The organism is Rhodobacteraceae bacterium M385 (assembly GCA_025141835.1).
Taxonomy (GTDB): domain Bacteria; phylum Pseudomonadota; class Alphaproteobacteria; order Rhodobacterales; family Rhodobacteraceae; genus Gymnodinialimonas.
This window is the reverse complement of record CP081102.1, coordinates 1,042,915-1,061,715: the sequence shown is the minus strand read 5'-3', so window position 1 is coordinate 1,061,715 and position 18,801 is coordinate 1,042,915. Positions and strand designations below refer to the sequence as shown.

The 18,801-nt window shown below is 61.7% G+C and carries 20 protein-coding genes, 1 tRNA gene and 1 pseudogene; 9 read left to right on the top strand and 13 right to left on the bottom strand.

Going from position 1 to position 18,801, the window contains the following annotated elements:
- Positions 1–11 precede the first annotated feature (11 nt).
- Positions 12–1,142, bottom strand: coding sequence for an amidohydrolase (locus K3728_05180; protein ID UWQ96626.1), 1,131 nt, complete (start codon positions 1,140–1,142; stop codon positions 12–14).
- 190 nt (positions 1,143–1,332) lie between these two features.
- Between K3728_05180 and K3728_05175 the strand changes: the two are divergent.
- Positions 1,333–1,611: pseudogene (locus K3728_05175) on the top strand (M20/M25/M40 family metallo-hydrolase).
- A 265-nt stretch (positions 1,612–1,876) separates the two neighbouring features.
- Here K3728_05175 and K3728_05170 read toward each other — a convergent pair.
- Both K3728_05170 and K3728_05165 read right to left on the bottom strand, forming a co-directional pair.
- Positions 1,877–1,953, bottom strand: a tRNA-His gene (locus K3728_05170).
- 49 nt (positions 1,954–2,002) lie between these two features.
- Positions 2,003–2,491: a GNAT family N-acetyltransferase gene (locus K3728_05165; GenBank protein UWQ96625.1), complete on the bottom strand. Its 489-nt coding sequence runs from the start codon at positions 2,489–2,491 to the stop codon at positions 2,003–2,005.
- A gap of 71 nt (positions 2,492–2,562) precedes the next feature.
- Here K3728_05165 and K3728_05160 point away from each other — a divergent pair, with 71 nt between their 5' ends.
- On the top strand, positions 2,563–2,760 hold the full coding sequence (locus K3728_05160) for a hypothetical protein (protein ID UWQ96624.1): 198 nt from the start codon (positions 2,563–2,565) through the stop codon (positions 2,758–2,760).
- 30 nt (positions 2,761–2,790) lie between these two features.
- On the opposite strand, the gene K3728_05155 is transcribed toward K3728_05160, so the two are convergent.
- Positions 2,791–3,249 carry an MmcB family DNA repair protein gene (locus K3728_05155; GenBank protein UWQ96623.1) on the bottom strand — a complete coding sequence of 153 codons (459 nt, stop codon included), beginning with the start codon at positions 3,247–3,249 and terminating at the stop codon, positions 2,791–2,793.
- A gap of 104 nt (positions 3,250–3,353) precedes the next feature.
- Between K3728_05155 and K3728_05150 the strand changes: the two genes are divergently transcribed.
- From K3728_05150 to K3728_05135, 4 genes are all read left to right on the top strand, one after another.
- The gene (locus tag K3728_05150; protein ID UWQ96622.1) at positions 3,354–3,674 is read left to right on the top strand and encodes a metalloregulator ArsR/SmtB family transcription factor; all 321 of its coding nucleotides are present in this window, start codon (positions 3,354–3,356) and stop codon (positions 3,672–3,674) included.
- A complete protein-coding gene (locus K3728_05145) occupies positions 3,671–4,078 on the top strand; it encodes an SRPBCC domain-containing protein (GenBank protein ID UWQ96621.1) in 408 nt (135 codons plus the stop codon). Before K3728_05150 ends, K3728_05145 begins: the two co-directional genes overlap by 4 nt.
- 320 nt (positions 4,079–4,398) lie before the next feature.
- Entirely contained in the window at positions 4,399–5,691 is a 1,293-nt protein-coding gene (locus K3728_05140; GenBank protein ID UWQ96620.1) for a hypothetical protein, read from the top strand.
- The gene (locus K3728_05135; GenBank protein UWQ96619.1) at positions 5,684–6,490 is read left to right on the top strand and encodes a hypothetical protein; all 807 of its coding nucleotides are present in this window, start codon (positions 5,684–5,686) and stop codon (positions 6,488–6,490) included. The genes K3728_05140 and K3728_05135 overlap by 8 nt, the downstream gene beginning before the upstream one ends.
- On the opposite strand, the gene K3728_05130 is transcribed toward K3728_05135, so the two are convergent.
- From K3728_05130 to K3728_05100, 7 genes are all read right to left on the bottom strand, one after another.
- On the bottom strand, positions 6,479–8,590 hold the full coding sequence (locus tag K3728_05130) for a methyl-accepting chemotaxis protein (GenBank protein ID UWQ96618.1): 2,112 nt from the start codon (positions 8,588–8,590) through the stop codon (positions 6,479–6,481). The genes K3728_05135 and K3728_05130 overlap by 12 nt on opposite strands.
- A gap of 61 nt (positions 8,591–8,651) precedes the next feature.
- On the bottom strand, positions 8,652–9,137 hold the full coding sequence (gene nusB / locus K3728_05125; protein ID UWQ96617.1) for a transcription antitermination factor NusB: 486 nt from the start codon (positions 9,135–9,137) through the stop codon (positions 8,652–8,654).
- A complete protein-coding gene (locus K3728_05120; GenBank protein ID UWQ96616.1) occupies positions 9,134–9,682 on the bottom strand; it encodes a 6,7-dimethyl-8-ribityllumazine synthase in 549 nt (182 codons plus the stop codon). The genes nusB and K3728_05120 overlap by 4 nt, the downstream gene beginning before the upstream one ends.
- Positions 9,682–10,812, bottom strand: coding sequence for a 3,4-dihydroxy-2-butanone-4-phosphate synthase (gene ribB / locus K3728_05115; GenBank protein UWQ96615.1), 1,131 nt, complete (start codon positions 10,810–10,812; stop codon positions 9,682–9,684). Before ribB ends, K3728_05120 begins: the two co-directional genes overlap by 1 nt.
- A 78-nt stretch (positions 10,813–10,890) precedes the next feature.
- The gene (locus K3728_05110) at positions 10,891–11,451 is read right to left on the bottom strand and encodes a hypothetical protein (protein UWQ96614.1); all 561 of its coding nucleotides are present in this window, start codon (positions 11,449–11,451) and stop codon (positions 10,891–10,893) included.
- The gene (locus K3728_05105; GenBank protein UWQ96613.1) at positions 11,451–11,672 is read right to left on the bottom strand and encodes a hypothetical protein; all 222 of its coding nucleotides are present in this window, start codon (positions 11,670–11,672) and stop codon (positions 11,451–11,453) included. The genes K3728_05110 and K3728_05105 overlap by 1 nt, the downstream gene beginning before the upstream one ends.
- Positions 11,673–11,746: 74 nt before the next feature.
- A complete protein-coding gene (locus tag K3728_05100; protein UWQ96612.1) occupies positions 11,747–12,337 on the bottom strand; it encodes a riboflavin synthase in 591 nt (196 codons plus the stop codon).
- 156 nt (positions 12,338–12,493) lie between these two features.
- On the opposite strand from K3728_05100, the gene K3728_05095 reads away from it, so the two are divergent.
- The 3 genes from K3728_05095 (at position 12,494) to K3728_05085 (ending at position 17,102) form a co-directional block, all read left to right on the top strand.
- The gene (locus K3728_05095; GenBank protein UWQ96611.1) at positions 12,494–13,783 is read left to right on the top strand and encodes a capsule biosynthesis protein CapA; all 1,290 of its coding nucleotides are present in this window, start codon (positions 12,494–12,496) and stop codon (positions 13,781–13,783) included.
- A 181-nt stretch (positions 13,784–13,964) separates the two neighbouring features.
- Entirely contained in the window at positions 13,965–15,038 is a 1,074-nt protein-coding gene (locus K3728_05090; protein UWQ96610.1) for a polysaccharide biosynthesis/export family protein, read from the top strand.
- 9 nt (positions 15,039–15,047) lie between these two features.
- Complete coding sequence (locus K3728_05085; GenBank protein UWQ96609.1) at positions 15,048–17,102, top strand: capsular polysaccharide biosynthesis protein; 2,055 nt, start codon at positions 15,048–15,050, stop codon at positions 17,100–17,102.
- 67 nt (positions 17,103–17,169) lie between these two features.
- On the opposite strand, the gene ribD is transcribed toward K3728_05085, so the two are convergent.
- The gene (gene ribD / locus K3728_05080) at positions 17,170–18,267 is read right to left on the bottom strand and encodes a bifunctional diaminohydroxyphosphoribosylaminopyrimidine deaminase/5-amino-6-(5-phosphoribosylamino)uracil reductase RibD (protein ID UWQ96608.1); all 1,098 of its coding nucleotides are present in this window, start codon (positions 18,265–18,267) and stop codon (positions 17,170–17,172) included.
- Position 18,268: 1 nt separating this feature from the next.
- The gene (gene nrdR, locus K3728_05075) at positions 18,269–18,739 is read right to left on the bottom strand and encodes a transcriptional regulator NrdR (protein UWQ96607.1); all 471 of its coding nucleotides are present in this window, start codon (positions 18,737–18,739) and stop codon (positions 18,269–18,271) included.
- Between the last annotated feature and the right edge of the window lie 62 nt (positions 18,740–18,801).

Below are 18,801 nucleotides of genomic sequence, written 5' to 3'. Positions count from 1 at the left end.
TTCGCGGGCGGTTAGGCAGGCAAACGGTCGCGCACCAATTGCGTCCAGAAATCTCGCCCGATGGGCAAAAGCGCATCATTGAAGTCATAGTCCGAAGCGTGGAGAGGTTGTCCATGCGCCCCGCTTTGCCCATTCCCGAGAAGTAGGAAACACCCCGGCACCGCCGCCGAGAAATGGGCGAAATCTTCTGAAAAGCTCATCGGCTCACGGTCGCCAATGGTCTCCAACCCCAAGGTTTGCGAGACAGAGATGACCGCTTGGGTCGGCTCAGCGGCGTTAATCGCTTCGATGAATTCGGTGTTGAACGTGGTGGACACGCTGACCCCATGGGCCGCCCCGATCCCTTCGGCCATCTGGCGCATCAGGCGGGCGACGTCTTCGCGGTGCTCTGGCAGCCGCGCCCGCACGTCGCCCTTCAACGCCGCACGCCCCGGCAACACATTGCGCTGCCCATCGGTCAGAAACTCGGTCACCGACACCACGACGCCCGCACCGGGGGGCATCTTGCGGGCCACGATGGTTTGCAACGCCTGCACAATTTCGGCCCCGATGGTGATCGCATCGCGTCCTACATGGGGCATGGAGGCATGACCGCCCTGCCCCTCGACCGTGATCTCAAACAGGCTTTCGCTGGAGCAGATTTGCCCCACACGGGTCGAGATTTGGCCAATGGGCGCGCCGGGCAGGTTGTGGATTGCGTAAATTTCCTCGACAGGAAAGCGGTCCAACACCCCTTCGTGGATCATCGCCTGTGCGCCCAGGCCATGTTCCTCGTTCGGTTGAAACAGGAACACGACCGTTCCGTCGAAGCCTCGGTCTTTCGTCAAGGTCTCAGCGGCCCCCAAAAGCATCGCCATATGCCCGTCGTGGCCGCACGCGTGCATGACGCCGGGCGTCTCGGAAACATAATCGTGGCTGCTGGTCTCGGTAATCGGCAACGCATCCATATCGGCCCGCAATCCAATCACGCGGTTTCCGGTGCCGTTTCGCAATACGCCCACAACTCCCGCGCCTTCCTCCACCTCTAGCCCCAAATCGCGCAAATGCTGCGCAATCAGGGCCTTGGTGGCCTTCTCGGCGAAGCCAAGTTCCGGCGAGCGGTGCAACCTGTGGCGCAGGTCTATCAAGTCCTGATCGGTCAAGGGCACCTCGGGGTTGGGGGACAGGGCATTGCGCAAACAGTCGCACAGATCGCCGCCTTCGCAAAGCGACGCAATTGCGCCCACGCCACGAGGCACCTGTTAAACACGCCGTTCCTTTGCTACGGCGCCCCAAGGTTATTTGCGAGAACACACCCCATGCTGACAAACCGTGACCTGATCGAGCTTACCGAATTTCGCCGCTTCCATTAACGACGCCGAGGCCTACGGCGTGGCAGTAAACGCTGTGGAGGCAATTGGCGTCCCCCATGGCGAAGAAAACGTGCCAATGCGTGCGTCAGAGGATTTCGGTGTATTCGGATGGAGCGCAAGAGCCGCGATGCTGTGTCTGGGACCGGGCGAGGATTACGCCGCCCTACACAACCCGGATTACGACTTTCCCGATGACCTGATCCTCATCGGAAGCGCCATCTTTGATCGCATCGCCCGCGATCTTTTGGGCACCGCATAGCAAAAAGGGGGCGGGAATTCGTATCGCAGAACTCGCACCTAAAATGCACAGTCTGCATGGCGTTCGGATCAGTACTCTGCCGGAGAGAAATTGGAGGGGGTATCTGTCCGCCCGGTCAAACCTTTACGAGCTGGACCCTAGGGGCCCCGAAGCATTGGTTCGATTTCTGCCTAAAGGGTTCGCCTGAACTGCAAAGTCCCGGTCGATTCTTGCAAACACGCGCAAGAAAGTACGAAAGCGCCACGGTTCAGTGATTTCTGTGAAATGGTACCAGCGCCCCGGCTCGAACGGGGGACCTCCTGATCCACAATCAGGCGCTCTAACCTACTGAGCTACGCCGGCATCCTATCGGGGGCGGGGATAGCGCCCGTTTGATGCGATTGCAAGAGGGTCAATCGCTAAGATTAATCGTCCATTCTTGTTCAACCAAATCCACCCCGAACGAGGTCACGGGCCGCGACTGGGTGCAGGTGAACCCGTTGGCCGCATACAGCGCGCAAGCGGCGCGGTGGCTTTCGTGGGTCCAAAGGCTCAACTTTGCGAACCCATGGCTGCGGGCATGATCCAAACACAGGTGCAACAAGCGCTTGCCCAACCCCTTCCCTCGCGCGGCGGGGGTCAACAAAAACAGGCGTAGTTTCGCGGTGTCAGGCACTGGTCCTTTTACGCAAAAGATCGACCCAAGCCGTTGCCCGCCTTCCCAAGCGATCCATGCTCTCTCTACCGGGGCGTCGCGATGGTCGATGAAATCGGCAAGAATGCGGGCCACCAGCGCCTCGAACGAGGCGTCAAAACCTTCATCGCGGGCATAAAGGGTGCCGTGTTGCTCTATTAACCAACCGGCGTCGCCGATTGCTAAATCTCGAAACTCGACGGCCATTTCAGCGCTCCCTTGCCACGACCTACGCCGCTACGGTAGGGCATAGGTATCACATTCATGCGGAGGGCCCCATGGGGATCAATAGCGAAAACGACCTGGCTGCCGATCTACAGATCGGGCCAACAACCCTTGGCATGGTGCGCATTTACCTTGTGGGTGACGGCATCGACCTGCCGATGGATTTCGACCCGGACGAGGCGGAAGACATCGCGGAAGAACTGCGTGCCGCCGCCGCTGCCGCACGCAAATCGGGCAAGAAGCGCAAGTAATTTAGCGCGGTCAGTGCGGAGGAGTTCGCCCTACAGCGCCCTTCCCACGCCGGGATCTTTCAACGCCTGCAACCGAAGCGCCGCCGCACGGGCGAATTTTTGCGCCACGGCCTTGCGGCGGGCCCCTGCCAGCTTGGTTTCTGGGCCCATGCGCAGGATCTCTGCATCATAGGCGTCGGCGATAATCAGGCCGGTGTCATCGGGCAACAGCTCGGTCGGGAAATCTTCGTCCACGGCCCAGAAATATCTGTCCCCCCATTCCAGATACCCCTCCCACTTGCTGTCCGAGGTGAAATCGACGCGGGACGACTTGCATTCGATCACCCAGAATTCCCCCTTCGGCCCCAACGCCATAACGTCGAGCCGCTTGCCCCGTTCGGGGGTGAATTCTTCCAATGACACGAAATCATGGGCCAGCAGGTGGCGGCAGACACCTCGGGCCAGCAATTGGCCGGGCATGAGGGGCGCGATTGTGAGAGACTCTTCCATCACGAAAACATGAACAATAGGTGAACAAAATGCAAGAAGCTTGGCGGGGTTGACATGATACCATTTGGTTTCTTATAAATTGCGAAACCAAATGGTATCACATTATGACCCCTGACCCTCAATCCACCTTCAAGGCCCTCGCCGATCCTACGCGCCGCGATATTCTGGGGCTGCTCAGCACCCAAGACATGACCATTGCGCAGGTGGCAGGCCATTTCGACATGACCCGCCCCGCCGTGAAAAAGCACCTCGCCGTGCTGGAAAGCGGGCGCTTTATCACTGTCTCTGCAAAGGGGCGCGAACGGATCAACGCGATCAATCCTGACGGGTTTCGTGCGTTGGAAAGCTGGCTGAACATCTTTGACCGCTTCTGGGATGATCGCCTCTCTGCCCTCAAGACAGCCGTTGAAAAGGACGCAAAATGACCACCCACACCATCGAAAAGACGCTGATTCTGGCCGCCACGCCTGCCGATGTCTGGGCGTTCCTGACTGTGCCCGACAAGCTGGCCCTCTGGTTTCACCGCCCCGATGCAGCCCTCTCTGCGCCCGGCCCGTTCTCCATGACCGGCGAAGACGGCGCGCCCTTGGTCTGGGGCGAGGTGCAAGACGCGACCGCGCCTGAAAGCCTGACCTACAGTTTCACCGCCCGTCCGATGGGCGGCCACATGACCGAGGTTTCTTGGACCCTAACGGCGGTGGAGGCCGGAACCCGACTGCACCTTGTTCATTCCGGCGTCCCCGCCGGGGCCGAGGCTTTCGGCCTGCTCACCGCCTTTGACGCGGGATGGGACGACCACTTGGTTCGGTTTCGCAAAGCCCTGTCCTAAGCAATCTAAACTGCCCCTTGCCGCAGGCCCCTTCGCCGCCTATCTGCATGGGTGGCGGATCTACCCTTCTCGTGCCTGTGGCAACATTCCAGTGGCCTTAAGCAAATCCGAGGGAGCTGGCTCTGGCTTGACCGTGGTCATGCTATCTGGCGCCCACCTGTACATACAGGTCCTCGGGAATAAACGCCTCTACGGAAGCGGTGGTCCCCGCCACTTTTACCGCCGCCCTTGGCGAACCCTTGCCAAGGGTTCCGGCGCACCTTGGGCAACCTGCGGCCATAGACTATATGTTAATCAGACATTTAGTGGAGCCGCCCCCAATGCCCGATCAGACAGCCCCCCAAACCAACCCCCACGGGTTGGCCCATGCCCGTGAATTGCAGGGGCACCTGAGCGCGCTTGATAGCTTCTCGGGCACCGCCTTGGCCGTTTTGGCGACCGCGTCGGGGATCTACACGTACCTTGGCGTCTCCTCCCTGTTGGATGATACGGGCGCGCTGTCGTTCTTTGCGGCCTCGGCCTATTCGATCGCGGTGTCGGTGGGTATTTTCGTGTTCTGGTCCTACCTGATGCGACTGATGCCAGCCATGCGCACGACCGGCGCGAAGCTGAAGCTGATGGGGGCGATGGCATTGGGATCACTGGCCATTATCGCCATGTCATCTTGGCTGAACGCGGCCGCTTTGGCGGGATCGGCGGCGGTGGAACAGCACTTGGCCCAAACGGTCCAAGAATACCAAGAAGCACTGGAACACGCGCACGACACCGCCGTCAGCGCGCAAGCTCTGGAGCGTGATGTCGCCCGTGTGCGTCAGTCCTTTGAGGATCTGTCCGAGCAGGAGGCGGCAGGCGATCTTTCCGGCCTTGCGGGTCGCGGCGCGGTGTTCCGCGTGTTGCGCCAGAAGGCCGAAGAACTCGCCGCCCTAGAGGTTCAAATTCAGGCGCAATCGCCCTTGATTGAGGCCGCGTTTGAAGAGGGCAACGCGATCTTGTCGCGGATGCGGGCGTTGATCGTGGAGCCCGGCGCGGTTGAGGCGCGCTCCGTCGCGTTCTCGGAAGACGCCGTGCGCCTTGCGGGGCTGGTGTCGTCCTTGCGGCAACTGTCCGTGGCCCCCTTGGTGGACCGCGCGGCCGAGGATCTGTCGGCCTCCGTCGTGTTGCCGGAACTCGATTCCACCGTCGCCGGCGGGCAGGCGGCGCAGCAATCAACCATCACCTCGGTCCTGCAAGTTCTGGCCCTTCGCGCCCAATCATTGGAAGACGCCGCCGAACAGGTACTGGCCCTGCCCCCCGCCCCACAGGTGAGCTACGCGCCGATTTCCTCGGCCGATGCGGTGATCCTTTATGCCGGCAACTTCGTGCCGTCATGGGCAGGGGCCATCGCGATTGATCTGTTACCTGCCGTGTTGGTGTTGATCCTGATGGTGACCCAGGGCGCGATCCGCACGGGGCGCGGCGACCTGCCCGCCGAGGACGCGCTGACCTTGGCCGAGCTGCGCTCTGCCCTCCATGCCATGCGCGAGATGGAGGCGTTGGACACGCCCCCCGCCCCCTCGCCCTCAGCCGAAAACGTGCAGCCCATAGCGCCCCAGCCGGTGCGCTCGAATGACTGACACGACGGCGATTTCAAAGCGCGGCGGCGGCTTCACCGTCAAACGCGCGATGACCGCCATTCTGGCGTTTCAAATCGGCATGGCTGTGGTCTTGGCCGGGTCCGATTTGCTAGGCGCTTTGCCGCAACTCTTGTCCGGGCCTAACGCCCCCGCGATGGATGCCCCGATTGCCCCCGGCGACCAAGTGCGCCGTTTTCGGCCCGGCGATTTGCCGCAAAGGGATCAGGGCAATCCGGATCGGCAGACCCCTATTCCAGACCCCGGCGATATGCCGACGCGGCTGCGCTTCTCGGTCGAGCAAGACGTGGCACTTTTGACCGGGCAGATCGCCCCCGGCGATGCCGCTCGGTTCACGGAATGGTTGGACGCCGACGCAACCTTTGACACCATCCGCCTGCATTCCCCCGGTGGCTCCGTCGCGGACGCCTTGGCCATCGGACGCACGATCCGCGAAGCCGCTTTGGCCACCATGATGGAGCCCGGAGACATCTGCCTTTCCGCCTGCCCCTACGTGCTTGTTGGCGGCACGACCCGCAGCGTGCCCGACGACGCGATGGTTGGCGTGCACCAGCATTACTTTGGCGAGAACACCGCCCTGCCTGCGTTCCTTGCCATCGAGGACATTCAATTCGGCCAAGGAGAGGTGATGGCCCACCTCGACGACATGGGGATCGACGTGCGCCTGATGCAGCACGCGCTGACGACCCCGCCAGAGGCGATTTACCTGCTTCTGCCGGATGAGCTGGAGCGATACGGCGTCACCGTGCCCGAAGACGCGCCTGCCCCCTCAGGCGGCTGATCGGCCTTTGGTCCCATGGGCGTCGGGCAGCTTGAAGTCGCTCAACAAATCATTGACCCTTTGGGACAGGGCCGAGGTTTCCCGCGCGGTGCGGCTAGAGGTGTCCGCCATGGTGGAGTTATGGGCGGCAAGATCATTTACATCGGCAATCTCTCCTACCAGATCATGCAACCATTGCGATTGGCGGGTTGATCCTTCTGCAAGACGGCTCAAGACCTTGTCCACGTTGGTAATCTTGTCCGATACTTCTGTCAGAACCATACCCGCCTCGCGTACCAGCGTGACCCCTTCCGAAACATTGGCCGTGCTGTCGTCGATCATCGACTTGATCTCCTGTGCAGCGCTGCCGGACCGTCGGGCCAGATCGCGCACTTCGGACGCCACGATAGAGAACCCCCTGCCCGCTTCGCCTGCGCGGGCAGCCTCGACCCCTGCGTTCAGCGCCAGCAGGTTGGTTTGGTGTGATATCTCATCGATCAGCATGAGCACCCTGTCGATCTCTCGCGAGGATGCGGCGATGCGGTCCATCGCGTCGGTCACGGCAACCACGACCGCGCCAGAGCGGTCAACATTCGCCTTGGCCGTGCTGGCCAGATTTGCCGCCTGTTGCACGTCGCCTGCGTAGTTTTTCACTTCCTCCGACAACACGATGACCCGGTCGCTTGTGGCATTCAGAGTGGCGACCTGTTGGCTTGTACGCGCTTCAAGGTCTGCGGCAGATTGGGCCATGATTTGCGCCCGCGTGCCCAGATCGCCCGTGGCTTGCGAGATATCATTCATGACGTCGCATAGGCGTGTGGTGGCGGCGTTGAAATCCGACCGGATCGAATCGTATTCCGGATCGAGGGGGACGTCGAAATAGCGGGTCAAATCCGCACGGGCCAAATCGGCCAGCCCTTCGGTGACCAGTTCAACGACCTTCTGCGCCTTCCCCAATATCTGCGCCTCATCCGCGGCTTTCAATTCGGCCGCGTCGCGGCGCAGGGCCAGGGTATGCTCCTTAAACTCATGCACGGCGGCGGCCATTTCCCCCACCGCATCCCCGTGATCCGTATCAGGGATCACGACGTCAAACGCGCCAGTCGTAAACTGCTTCACCGCCCCCGTGATCCGCTTCACCCGCCTGATAAGGCTTTCAAATGTGGTGACTGCCATCGCGGTCGCCCCGGCTGCCACACACAGAGCAAGGGTTAGCTGCAACCAATACACCCGTTGCGCCGAGGTCAGCACACCAAGGGCCGTAGCACTGACATCGCTCATCAAATCTTGCTCAACCGCGCGCAGGTGGTCAATCCATTCTGTCGCGGCCCCAAACCAATCCAACGGGCGCCGCCCTGAAACACCGTTGCCCGTCATCGCCCGATCAATCGAGCCGCGAAACAGCGCCACCTCTTCTCCGCTAGGATGCGCCGTGATCCGCTCTGTCAGTTCCGGTGAATGGCTCGCCTGTCCCGCACTTCGCAGCAGTGTTTCCATGCCCCCGCGCAGCATCAGGAACTCCGTATACAACTCAGGCGGAAACTGCGCCCGCCCAAGACCCGCTGCCCCGATGGCCCGCTCCAACCCCGCCGCTTCCTTCGCAATCGTCAGATGTAGCGCCGCCTGAAGATCACCCATGACCTCATATTCAGTTATCAGCCCCGCCAACTCTGTTTGAATGCTCTGCATGAGAAGGATCGGGCCCGTATAGAACGCGATAATCTCGGGCACGCTTAACGAAACTTGGGTAATCGCCGCGCGTTGCGCCCCCAATTGTGCCAAATCGGATTGCAACGGGGTGATGTCTTCAGGGAAACGCGCCGCCAAAGCCTCCAGCGTTGCCTGCGTTTGCATCAAGGCCGCATCGGTGTGCAGCCTTTGGGCGTTCAGTTCATCGGTAAAAACCCGGCCATTGGTCGTCGTAAAGCCCGCCGAAAGCCCCCGTTCGCGCTGCAATTCATGGACAAGGTCGCTCAGCCCCGAGAATTCCAGCGTCACGATATGGGTCGTCCGCGCATTGCGGAAATCTGCGCGCAGAACTGACAGCTCCAACCAGCCGAAATACCCCAATGCGATCAGAAGCGGCGCAATCATCAACGCCATGCGCGTCCGCAAATTCATGTACGACACTCCGATTCGAGGGTTCCCCCGACAGGATTAGCCGCAACTCACTAACGGTTGTTTAAAACGCTTCGGGCTTCGCTTCGCGTGCCATGTGGTCCAACACAGCGTTCACAAACTTCGCTTCCTTCCCTTCGGGAAAGAACGCGCGGGCCACGTCAACGAATTCGGTAATCACCACCTTGGGCGGCGCATTGCCCGCAACCAATTCTGCCCCCGCTGCGCGGAACACGGCCCGCAAAGTCGGGTCAATCCGATCAATCGGCCATTTTGCCACCAGCGCGCGGTCGGTCATCTGGTCAATCGTGCCCTGTTTGCTGACGGCATCCTCAAGGGTTTTGCGGAACAGGTTGGGATCGCCTTCAGCCATCTCATCCCCTTCATAAACCTCACCAAAACGGTAGTCCTCGAACTCCACCCGCACTTGGTCGTAGGTCTGATTGGAATGCTCCATCTGGAACAAGGCCTGCACCGCATATAGCCGTGCCGCCGAGCGCATCTGGCGCTTTTCGTCCCGAGAGGGGCCTTTGGATTTCTTGTCGCTCATGCTGTGCTTGATCCGTCTGCGATCTCGATGGTGTCGCCCGAAAGCCCTCCGGGCTTGAAGCCGAGGTTCCCCTTAGGCGCGCCGTACTTCCGCGTCAACGCGATCAAGTGCAATGCCGCCTCAGCCGCGCCGCCCGCCGTGTTTAAACGCGCTCCATCGGCGCGTTCTTCGGCTTGGTCGCGGTTTTCGACGGTAATGATCCCATTGCCGATGCAAAGACCCTGCAATCCCAACATTGTTAACGCACGAGAGCTTTCGTTCACCACAACGTCGTAGTGCGAGGTCGCCCCCCGGATCACACAGCCCAAGGCCACGAAACCGTCGAAATTGCTCATTCTATGAGCGATTCCAATGGCCGTTGGCACTTCCAGCGATCCGGGCACCTCAATCGTTTCATGGGCCACGCCCGCGCGGTCCAGCACACCCCTTGCGGCTTCCAGCTGCGCGTTGGAGATCGCGGTGTAGTAGGGCGCAATCACAATCGCCACTTTGACGGACTTGTCGAAGGAGGGAAGCCCCAGATCGTTGTCGGAATGACCAGCCATTAACCAAGCTCCGAAATCTTGCGCGTGCCGACGATCGACAAGCCGTATGCGTCCAAACCCACAACCTTGGGTTGCGGGGAATTTGTCAGAAGGATCAAGTCGCTCAATTCCAGCGACGACAGGATCTGCGCGCCAAGCCCGTATTGGCGCAAGGTCTGCGGGCTGACCTCATCGTCAGCCACCAGCTTCATGGTCAAATCCCGCAGCAGCACCAGAACGCCCCGGCCTTCCTCTGCAATCAGGCGCATCGCATCGCTAAACTCGGCCGCGCGTCCCTTGGGGCCAATGCCCACCACATCCAGTAGCGGGTCCATCGCGTGCATCCGCACCAGCACGGGATCATCGCCGCTGATATCGCCCTTGATCAGCACGATATGTTCAGCACCCTGGGTCTGGTCGGTATAAATCCGCATCGTCCAGTCGCCGCCGAACTCCGAGGTGATAGCCTCTTCCTGCTTCACCCGCACAAGGTTGTCGTGACGGCGGCGATAGGCGATCAAATCGCTAATCGTGCCAATCTTCAGGCCGTGACGTTGGGCAAAGGCAATCAGGTCCGGCAGACGCGCCATGGAGCCATCATCGTTCATCACTTCACAGATCACGCCCGAGGGATTCAACCCTGCGAGGCGAGAGATATCAACCGCCGCCTCCGTGTGACCGGCGCGGACCAATACTCCGCCATCCTTGGCGCGCAGCGGGAACACATGGCCCGGCGTCGCGATATCCTGTGCGCCCTTGCCGGCATCAATGGCCACCGCCACCGTCCGCGCCCGATCATGGGCGCTGATCCCCGTGCTCACGCCTTCGCGTGCCTCGATGGAAATCGTAAACGCTGTCTCGTGGCGCGAGGAATTGTTGGTGCTCATCAGGCTCAGGCCCAAGGCGTCAATCCGCTCTCCGGGCAACGACAGACAGATCAACCCGCGCCCATGGGTCGCCATGAAGTTGATCGCTTCCGGCGTTGCCATCTGCGCCGGGATCACAAGATCCCCCTCATTCTCGCGGTCCTCATGATCCACCAGAATGAACATCCGTCCGTTACGTGCGTCGTCAAGGATCTCTTCCACCGAAGAAATCGCATCGGACCAATCCTTCTCGACCGGACCGGGAGTTTCAAAAGCTTGCGTCATAAAGCGACATCCCCTTTGCACGTCAGACATAAGGGCAGATAGTCGAACCCGTGCGCATTGAAAAGGGATCGCGGCCCCTCAGCTTGGGAACATCACGTCCCTTGGGATCGTTCCGCCAAGCCCCGCGGTGGCGCTCCACTCTTTCTCCAGCGCCGTGGCCGCGACAACGACCAAGCCATCATAGGGAACCGAGGCCTCAGCCGCCATGGCCCTCAACCCTTCTCTGGCATCGCGCCAACTCGCCATCATGCCCGGCGCCCGCCCCGCGCCGTCAATCACGCCCGACTCCAGAAAAGCTGCCGGATCGCCGGGCCCATGAACCGCAATCAACCGGGTCGCCGCCCCTTCCAAATCCTGTAACCTAGCCCGCTCAGCCTCAGGCACCGCCCCTCCGCGCCGCACGCCCAAAGCGTTGTCCGAGAACAAGAACCCCACAATATCGCGCCCGGTCACGGCTCTTACAGTCGCATAGGTCTTATACGGCAAACCCAACCTCTGCGCCCGCTTCACCCGCAATCGCACAACCTCTAACGGCAACGCCGGCAGCAATGCCGCCCTCGCCTTACCCCAGGCCACTTTCCGAAACCCAAATCCAGCTTCCAGACTTGGCCCCCGATTATGCCCAATCATCCCTGCCATCACTCACTCTCCATCCATGGCACAGACGCTACCGCATCCGCCGTCGCCTCTACTTCGCTGACAAAACCGCCCTCGCCAACCCCAAGAAACCGCCACCCATGGGCATCCTCCGGGTCTCTTCGGCACTCTGCCCAGGAAAACAGCCCCTCCGGCTCCCTGCGCACATCCACGCAACGCTGCCCGGACCAATCCTCAATGGAACGCACTACCAACCGCTTCATGCCCGCTCCTTCATCTTGGCCAATACAACTCAATCCCGAACCAGCCCCGCGCGCCTCGGTCGGCGTTAACTCCCTCAGGCCTTCCAATCCGCCAACCGCGCCACGTATCTCGCCAGCGTATCAACCTCGAAGTTGACCAGGTCGCCCACTTTCGCCCCGCCCCATGTGGTGACCTCCTTGGTGTGCGGGATGATATTCACCCCGAACTCTGCGCCATTCACCTCGTTTACCGTCAATGACGTGCCGTTCAGCGCGACCGAGCCCTTGGGCGCCACAAACCGTCCGAACTCTCCCGGTGCGCGGAAGGTGAAACGCGTGCTGTCGCCCTCGTCTTCCACCGCGATGATCTCTGCCACCCCGTCCACATGGCCCGACACGATATGCCCGCCCAATTCGTCGCCCACCTTCAAGGCCCGCTCCAAATTCAACCGCGCCCCGACGGCCCACGACCCGATATTGGTCTTGGACACCGACTCGGCTGAGATATCCACGTCGAACCAATCCGGCCCCATCGCCACAACCGTCAGACACACCCCGTCGCACGCGATAGAGGCCCCCATATCCACCGTGCTCATATCGTAGCCGGTGCCGATCCGCGCCCTCAGATCCCCGCGATACTCTAGCGCGCGCACCTCGCCCAGATCGGTGACTATTCCTGTAAACATCTGCAAACTCCCGTGCTTCCCTTCCCTGATATCTCTCTCCGTGCCGCAAGGTCCAGCCACGCAGATGTCACATTTCAGCCCTCAGACCGCCCTTCCGCTTTGCTCTTGTTAACGAAATCCGGCTACACAGAACCACGACCGAAGGATCATTCACCGATGGCCCCCAGCCACGCCCACCGCACATTTCTGTTTCTGCAAGGCCCCCATGGGCCGTTCTTCTCTCGGCTGGCCGGGATGCTGTCGAACGCGGGCGCTCAGGTTTGGCGGGTGGGCTTTAACCGCGGCGATGATGCGTTTTGGCCCGATAAATCGTCCTACATTCCCTTTACCGCCGCATCCGAGACTTGGTCCGACCACGCCGCCCAGCTTCTCGATGAAAAGGGCATCACCGATCTGGTGCTCTACGGCGACACGCGCCCCATTCATGCCCAAGCCATTGCCCATGCCAAGGCCCGTGGCATCACCGTTCATGTGTTCGAAGAAGGCTACCTGCGCCCCTATTGGGTCACCTATGAACGCGGCGGCGCCAACGGCCATTCCCGCCTGATGGATACGCCCGTGGCCCAAATGCGCAACGCCCTGAAGGATCTGGACCTTGATCTGCCTGATGCGCCCGCCAAATGGGGCGATATGCGTCAGCATGTGTTCTACGGCGCGCTCTACCATTGGTTCGTGATGAGCCGTAATCAGGAATACGCCTCGTTCCGCCCCCATCGGGCACTGACCGTGACGCAAGAATTCCGCCTCTATTTGCGCCGCCTCGCGCTGATGCCTTTGCTTTGGCTCGACCGGGTGCAGGCCACGTACCGGATCAAGACCGGTGGCTTCCCCTATCACCTTGCTCTCCTGCAATTGGCCCATGACGCCAGCTTCCGCGATCATGGCCCGTTTGAGAGCATGGCCGAGTTTCTAGAGGTTCTGATTTCCGGCTTTGCCGACGGTGCCCCCTCTCATCATCATCTGGTGTTCAAGGCCCACCCCTTGGAAGACGGACGCACGCCGATCCGCGCCGATATCATCCGCCTTGCCGCGCAATATGGCGTCTCGGACCGCGTCCATTACGTGCGCGGTGGCAAACTGGCCCGCCTTCTCAACGATGCGCGTTCTGCCGTGACGGTGAACTCCACCGCCGCGCAACAGGCGCTATGGCGCGGACTTCCGCTGAAGGCTTTCGGCCAAGCCGTCTACCTCAAGCCCGAGTTTGTCTCGGATCAATCCCTGCCCGCTTTCTTTCAAAACCCTTCGCGCCCCGATAGCCGCGCCTACCGCGATTATCGCCATTATCTGTTGGAAACCTCGCAGATCACCGGCAGCTTCTATTCGGCACGCGGGCGTCGCCAATTGTTGCGGCAGGTAGTGGATATGATGCTTTCCAAGGAAGACGCCTACGACGCGCTCGACGCGGGCAGACCGGCACCAAGGCAACACCTTTCGTTGGTAAAATAACGCATTACTTGCAAGGGGCTTCCGTGAGCCTGCCTTTTTAGCTAGTCTGCAAAAAAACGAGAATAAAATATCTGAGGCAGTTCAGGCTAAAGGAGCCATCCCCGTGACATCGAGGGTTCCCCGTTTCGCGCGCATCATTGCGCTATGCACTTGTGTTGTGTCGCTCACCGCTTGTGATGTGATGACACGCGTTCTTCCATCCGCTGGTCCGACCCGTAACCAGATTTTTGCAGGTTCCGTCCAGAACGAGGGCGACGCCTTCGTGGTCGAGGTCAACCAACGCGTGACCGCCGCTACGTCGCTGGTGCCCACCTTGGGTTTCCCGCCCGCGTTGCTGAATGCAGGCGTCTCCAATACCGACGTGATCAGCCCCGGCGATACGCTGACGCTGACCGTGTTTGAGAACGTGACCGATGGTCTTCTGGCGGGCGAAGGCGCAAACGCTGCGCAGTTGTCTACGCTTCAGGTTGATACCTCCGGCCATATCTTCATCCCCTACGCAGGCCGCATTCGCGCCGCTGGCAACACGCCGGAACAATTGCGCGAAATCATCACCCGTAGCCTTGATGAGCAAACTCCAGACCCGCAGGTCATTGTCACGAGAGAGCCCGGAAACGGTGCCACCGTGGTTGTCACCGGCGATGTGAACGGCCCCGGCATCTTCCCGATTGAACGTCCGACGCGCACGCTCTCAGGCATGCTCGCCGCAACAGGCGGCACGACGATTGATGCGGAAATCACCCGCGTTACGCTGGTACGTGGCGGTCAAACTGGCACCGTTTGGTATCAGGACATCTTCCGTGACCCCTCTATCGACGTGGCCCTGCGCGCCGACGACCGGATCTTGGTCGAAGGCGATACCCGGCAATTCACCGCCCTTGGCGCGACCGGCGCACAAACCGTTGTGGATTTCGACAGTCAGGTCATTTCCGCCATTGATGCGATTGCCTCCGTTGGCGGCCTGAACCCTGCGCTGGCTGACCCTACGGGCGTCTTCGTGCTCCGTAATGAGCCCGAGGAACTGGCAAATCTGGTCCTTGCCCGCAATGACCTGACGGGCTCGCAACGGATGATCTATGTGCTTGATCTGACGGCCCCGACCGGCATGTTCGAGGCGCGAGATTTCGTGATCCGCGATGGCGATACCGTTTATGTCACCTCTGCGCCGATCACCCAGTTCAACAACGTGATCTCTGCCCTGACAGGCACGCTGACGGGTGTTGCAAGCGTCGCATCGACGCTCGCCGATACGTGACGCCAGCCGATGGCTGACACAGGCGCTTGGGGCGGTGGGTCTGATGACACATCCGCCCCGCCCGCCCGCCGACATGCCTACCACTTCAACGCGGGTTTTCTCACGAACGCCCGCGTCCGTCGCATCCTTTCCCTTGCTGGCTACGACCTGAAACTGGGCAAACCCGGCGCGCAGGATGATGTTGTCGTCTGGGGCCATTCCCCCTACGCCCCGCGCGGCGAAGCCGTGGCCGAGGCGACCGGCGCCCATCTTGTCCGGGTCGAGGACGCCTTCCTACGCTCCCTCCACCCCGGCCGCTCGGGGGAGCCGCCCCTGGGCCTCGTGATTGACCGCCGTGGCATCTATTTCGACGCCACACAGCCCTCGGACCTCGAACATATCCTCTCCACCCATCCCTTCGATGACACCGCCCTGCTTGATCGGGCCCGGGATGTGATGGCCCGCATGGCCGAGGGGCACCTGTCGAAATACGCAGCCATCGATCCGGCGCTTTTGCCCCCCGATCCCGGCTATGTCCTGCTGATTGACCAGACCAAAGGCGATGCGTCGATCCAGCTTGGCCAAGCCACCCCCGATAGTTTTGCCGAGGCGCTGGCTTGGGCCCGTGAAGATCACCCCGACGCCCATATCGTGATCAAGACCCACCCCGAAACCCGTGACGGCCACCGTCCGGGCCACTTTGACCCCGACGCGCTGCCCCCCAATGTGTCGCTCGATGATCGCCCCATCAGCCTTTGGCGCATGTTTGAAGGGGCCCGCGCTGTTTATACCGTGACCTCCCAAGCGGGGTTCGAGGCGATACTCGCAGGCCATAAACCCGTTACCTTCGGCGTGCCGTTCTATGCCGGATGGGGCCTCACCGATGATCGCAGGCCCACGCCCGCCCGTCGCCAACGGGTGCTGACCCGGGCGCAATTGGTCGCCGGTGCCTTGCTGCTCTACCCCACGTGGTACGATCCCTACCGTGATGCCTTGGGCACGGCCGAAGACGTGATCGGCGCGTTGGAAGCACAATCCCGTAGCTGGCGGGAAGATCGCTTGGGCTACACCGCGCTGGGCATGCGCAGCTGGAAGAAGGGCCACCTGAAGGCGGGTTTCGGCCAACATGGCCCCCTGACCTTCGCCGATACGCCCGCCCCACCGCAGCCCACAATCATCTGGGCGGGCCATGAAACTCCTGCAATTGTTGCCGCCTGCGCCGATGCACCCCTTCTGCGGATGGAGGATGGCTTCCTGCGCTCTCGCGGCCTTGGGGCCGAACTCGTCCCCCCCCTTTCGCTGGTCCTCGATGACCTCGGCATCTACTACGATCCAACCCGCGAAAGCCGCCTAGAGCATCTGATAGCAGAAGCCGCCGCCCTGCCTTTGCCGCGTTTGGAACGGGCCGAAAAGCTGATCCAATCCCTGCGCCGCGCCGGGCTGACCAAGTATAATATCACCGGCGGCACCCTGCCTGACCTGCCGCCCGATCGCCCGGTGATCCTCGTCCCCGGACAGGTCGAGGATGACGCCTCCATCCGCCTCGGCGCGGGCCCGGTGAAAACCAACGCGGCCCTCTTGCAGACGGCACGCACTCTACATCCCGATGCCTTCCTGATCTACAAACCCCACCCAGATGTGGAGGCTGGTTTGCGCGTCGGCGCCCTACCCGACGTGGCCCGCGCCTTGGCCGATCACATCGCCGATCATACCGGGGCCGAGGCGCTTTTGTCCGTCGCCCACCGCGTTGTCACCATGACCTCCGCCATGGGGTTCGAGGCGCTGATCCGCGGCGTTGATGTCACCACCCTCGGCGCCCCCTTTTATGCTGGATGGGGCCTCACCACCGACCACGGCCCCGTGCCGTCGCGCCGTGTTGCGCGGCCCTCTCTGGCCGCGCTCATCCACGCCGCATTAATCACCTATCCGCGCTACATGGACCCGGTCACGGGCCAACCCTGCCCCGTCGAAATCGCGGTAGAACGTCTATCCACGGGTGAGGGCCTATCAGGGAAACCGACCCTCCGAGCCTTGGCAAAACTCCAAGGTTGGATGGCTGGGCAAAGCTGGATCTGGCGCAGGTGATTGCACAAATACCATGTGAATTTACCCTATCCACAGGTTTATCCACAGAAATAAGTATAATTTCGAACTAATCCGATTGCCGCGCCCAAAGGCTCAACCCGTCAGCGCCAACCTGCTCGACTTGCTCCAACTTGAAGCTCGGCGCCTCGGCCAGCGCCGCAATGCCCATCGCGCTCACCGCTGGCGTGCCCTCTGCGCCCAGGATCAGCCCGCCTGAAAAGACCGCCAGCCGATCCACCAGATCAGCCGCCAGAAGCGAGGCCGCCAATGCGCCCCCGCCCTCGCAGAAAACCCGTGTCAGGCCCGCCTCTCCCAACCGGTGCAACACGGCCCCGGCATCCACCTGACCGCTCGCGCCCAAGGCGCATTCCATCAGCACCGCACCCGTGGCGTCCCATGCCTCTCGCGCGGCCTCCGGCGCATCCGGTCCGTGCAACAACCACACCGGAACCTCCCGCGCGCTACGCCCCAAAACGCTCTCCACCGGCACATCCAGCCGACCCGAGACGACAACCCGCACCGGCTGTGGCACCTCGCCCATGCCGCGCACCGTCAGGGACGGATCATCGGCCCTCGCCGTCCCCGCCCCGACCATCACCGCATCGTGCCGCGCCCGCATCCCGTGCACGCGCCGCCGCGCTTCCGGCCCGGTGATCCACTGGCTCTCGCCACTCGCCGTGGCAATCCTTCCGTCCAACGAGGTCGCAACTTTCAGCGTTACCATCGGGCGGCCCTTTTGCAGCCGCGAAAAGAACCCCTCATGGGCTTGCAGGCCCTCATCCTCAAGAACGCCGGTAACAACCTCAATGCCCGCCGCCCGCATCCGCTCGATCCCGCCGCCCGCAACCCTCGGGTCCGGATCTTGGCAGGCGACCACAACGCGGATCACGCCTGCGTCAATCAGCGCTTGGGCGCAGGGGCCGGTCTTTCCGGTGTGATTGCATGGCTCAAGGGAAACATAGGCACATGCGCCCTGGGCCAAAGCACCCGCCTGCGCCAGCGCCTTTACTTCCGCGTGGGGCCGCCCGCCGATGTCGGTCCAGCCGCGCCCGACGACGCGGCCGTCTTTCACCAAAACGCAGCCGACCGCCGGGTTCGGCCAAACCCGGCCCAACCCTCGGGCGCCCAGCGACACCGCCAGCGCCATCCAGCGCCGGTCACTCATCTCAACTATCTGTGGAAGGCGTGGGCGGACGCAGCTCGGACAGGAAGTCCTCGAAATCGCCTGTCGCCTGGAAGTTCTTGTAAACGCTGGCAAACCGCACATAGGCGACCGTATCAATCGCCGCCAGACGTTCCATCACGATCTCACCGATCACCTTGGATTGCACGTCCGTCTCTCCAAGGCTCTCCAGCCGTCGCACCATGCCGGAAATCATCTGATCCACCCGATCCGGGTCAACCGGGCGCTTCTGCAACGCCATCCGGATCGAGCGTTCCAGCTTCGTCCGGTCAAAATCTTCGCGCTTCCCGCTGGATTTGATCACCACCAAATCGCGCAACTGCACGCGCTCATACGTCGTGAAGCGCCCCGCGCAGGCCGGACAAAACCGCCGCCGCCGGATCGCCACATGATCCTCAGCCGGACGCGAGTCCTTTACCTGAGTGTCCACATTTCCGCAAAATGGGCAACGCATGGCGCAGCCTCCTGTCCCTAATGCGCATAACAGCTTACTGCCGCGCCTGCCTCTACCTTGGG

Excerpts from the sequence above, each read along its gene's own strand:
- K3728_05160 (UWQ96624.1), top strand. The coding sequence starts at position 2,563 with ATGGGGATCAATAGCGAAAACGACCTGGCTGCCGATCTACAGATCGGG.
- nrdR (UWQ96607.1), bottom strand. The coding sequence starts at position 18,739 with ATGCGTTGCCCATTTTGCGGAAATGTGGACACTCAGGTAAAGGACTCG.
- K3728_05155 (UWQ96623.1), bottom strand. The coding sequence starts at position 3,249 with ATGGAAGAGTCTCTCACAATCGCGCCCCTCATGCCCGGCCAATTGCTG.
- ribD (UWQ96608.1), bottom strand. The coding sequence starts at position 18,267 with ATGAGTGACCGGCGCTGGATGGCGCTGGCGGTGTCGCTGGGCGCCCGA.
- K3728_05110 (UWQ96614.1), bottom strand. The coding sequence starts at position 11,451 with ATGGCAGGGATGATTGGGCATAATCGGGGGCCAAGTCTGGAAGCTGGA.
- K3728_05150 (UWQ96622.1), top strand. The coding sequence starts at position 3,354 with ATGACCCCTGACCCTCAATCCACCTTCAAGGCCCTCGCCGATCCTACG.
- K3728_05135 (UWQ96619.1), top strand. The coding sequence starts at position 5,684 with ATGACTGACACGACGGCGATTTCAAAGCGCGGCGGCGGCTTCACCGTC.
- K3728_05090 (UWQ96610.1), top strand. The coding sequence starts at position 13,965 with ATGACACGCGTTCTTCCATCCGCTGGTCCGACCCGTAACCAGATTTTT.
- K3728_05130 (UWQ96618.1), bottom strand. The coding sequence starts at position 8,590 with ATGAATTTGCGGACGCGCATGGCGTTGATGATTGCGCCGCTTCTGATC.
- K3728_05145 (UWQ96621.1), top strand. The coding sequence starts at position 3,671 with ATGACCACCCACACCATCGAAAAGACGCTGATTCTGGCCGCCACGCCT.
- K3728_05085 (UWQ96609.1), top strand. The coding sequence starts at position 15,048 with ATGGCTGACACAGGCGCTTGGGGCGGTGGGTCTGATGACACATCCGCC.
- K3728_05095 (UWQ96611.1), top strand. The coding sequence starts at position 12,494 with ATGGCCCCCAGCCACGCCCACCGCACATTTCTGTTTCTGCAAGGCCCC.
- K3728_05140 (UWQ96620.1), top strand. The coding sequence starts at position 4,399 with ATGCCCGATCAGACAGCCCCCCAAACCAACCCCCACGGGTTGGCCCAT.
- K3728_05100 (UWQ96612.1), bottom strand. The coding sequence starts at position 12,337 with ATGTTTACAGGAATAGTCACCGATCTGGGCGAGGTGCGCGCGCTAGAG.
- K3728_05165 (UWQ96625.1), bottom strand. The coding sequence starts at position 2,491 with ATGGCCGTCGAGTTTCGAGATTTAGCAATCGGCGACGCCGGTTGGTTA.
- K3728_05105 (UWQ96613.1), bottom strand. The coding sequence starts at position 11,672 with ATGAAGCGGTTGGTAGTGCGTTCCATTGAGGATTGGTCCGGGCAGCGT.
- ribB (UWQ96615.1), bottom strand. The coding sequence starts at position 10,812 with ATGACGCAAGCTTTTGAAACTCCCGGTCCGGTCGAGAAGGATTGGTCC.
- K3728_05120 (UWQ96616.1), bottom strand. The coding sequence starts at position 9,682 with ATGGCTGGTCATTCCGACAACGATCTGGGGCTTCCCTCCTTCGACAAG.
- nusB (UWQ96617.1), bottom strand. The coding sequence starts at position 9,137 with ATGAGCGACAAGAAATCCAAAGGCCCCTCTCGGGACGAAAAGCGCCAG.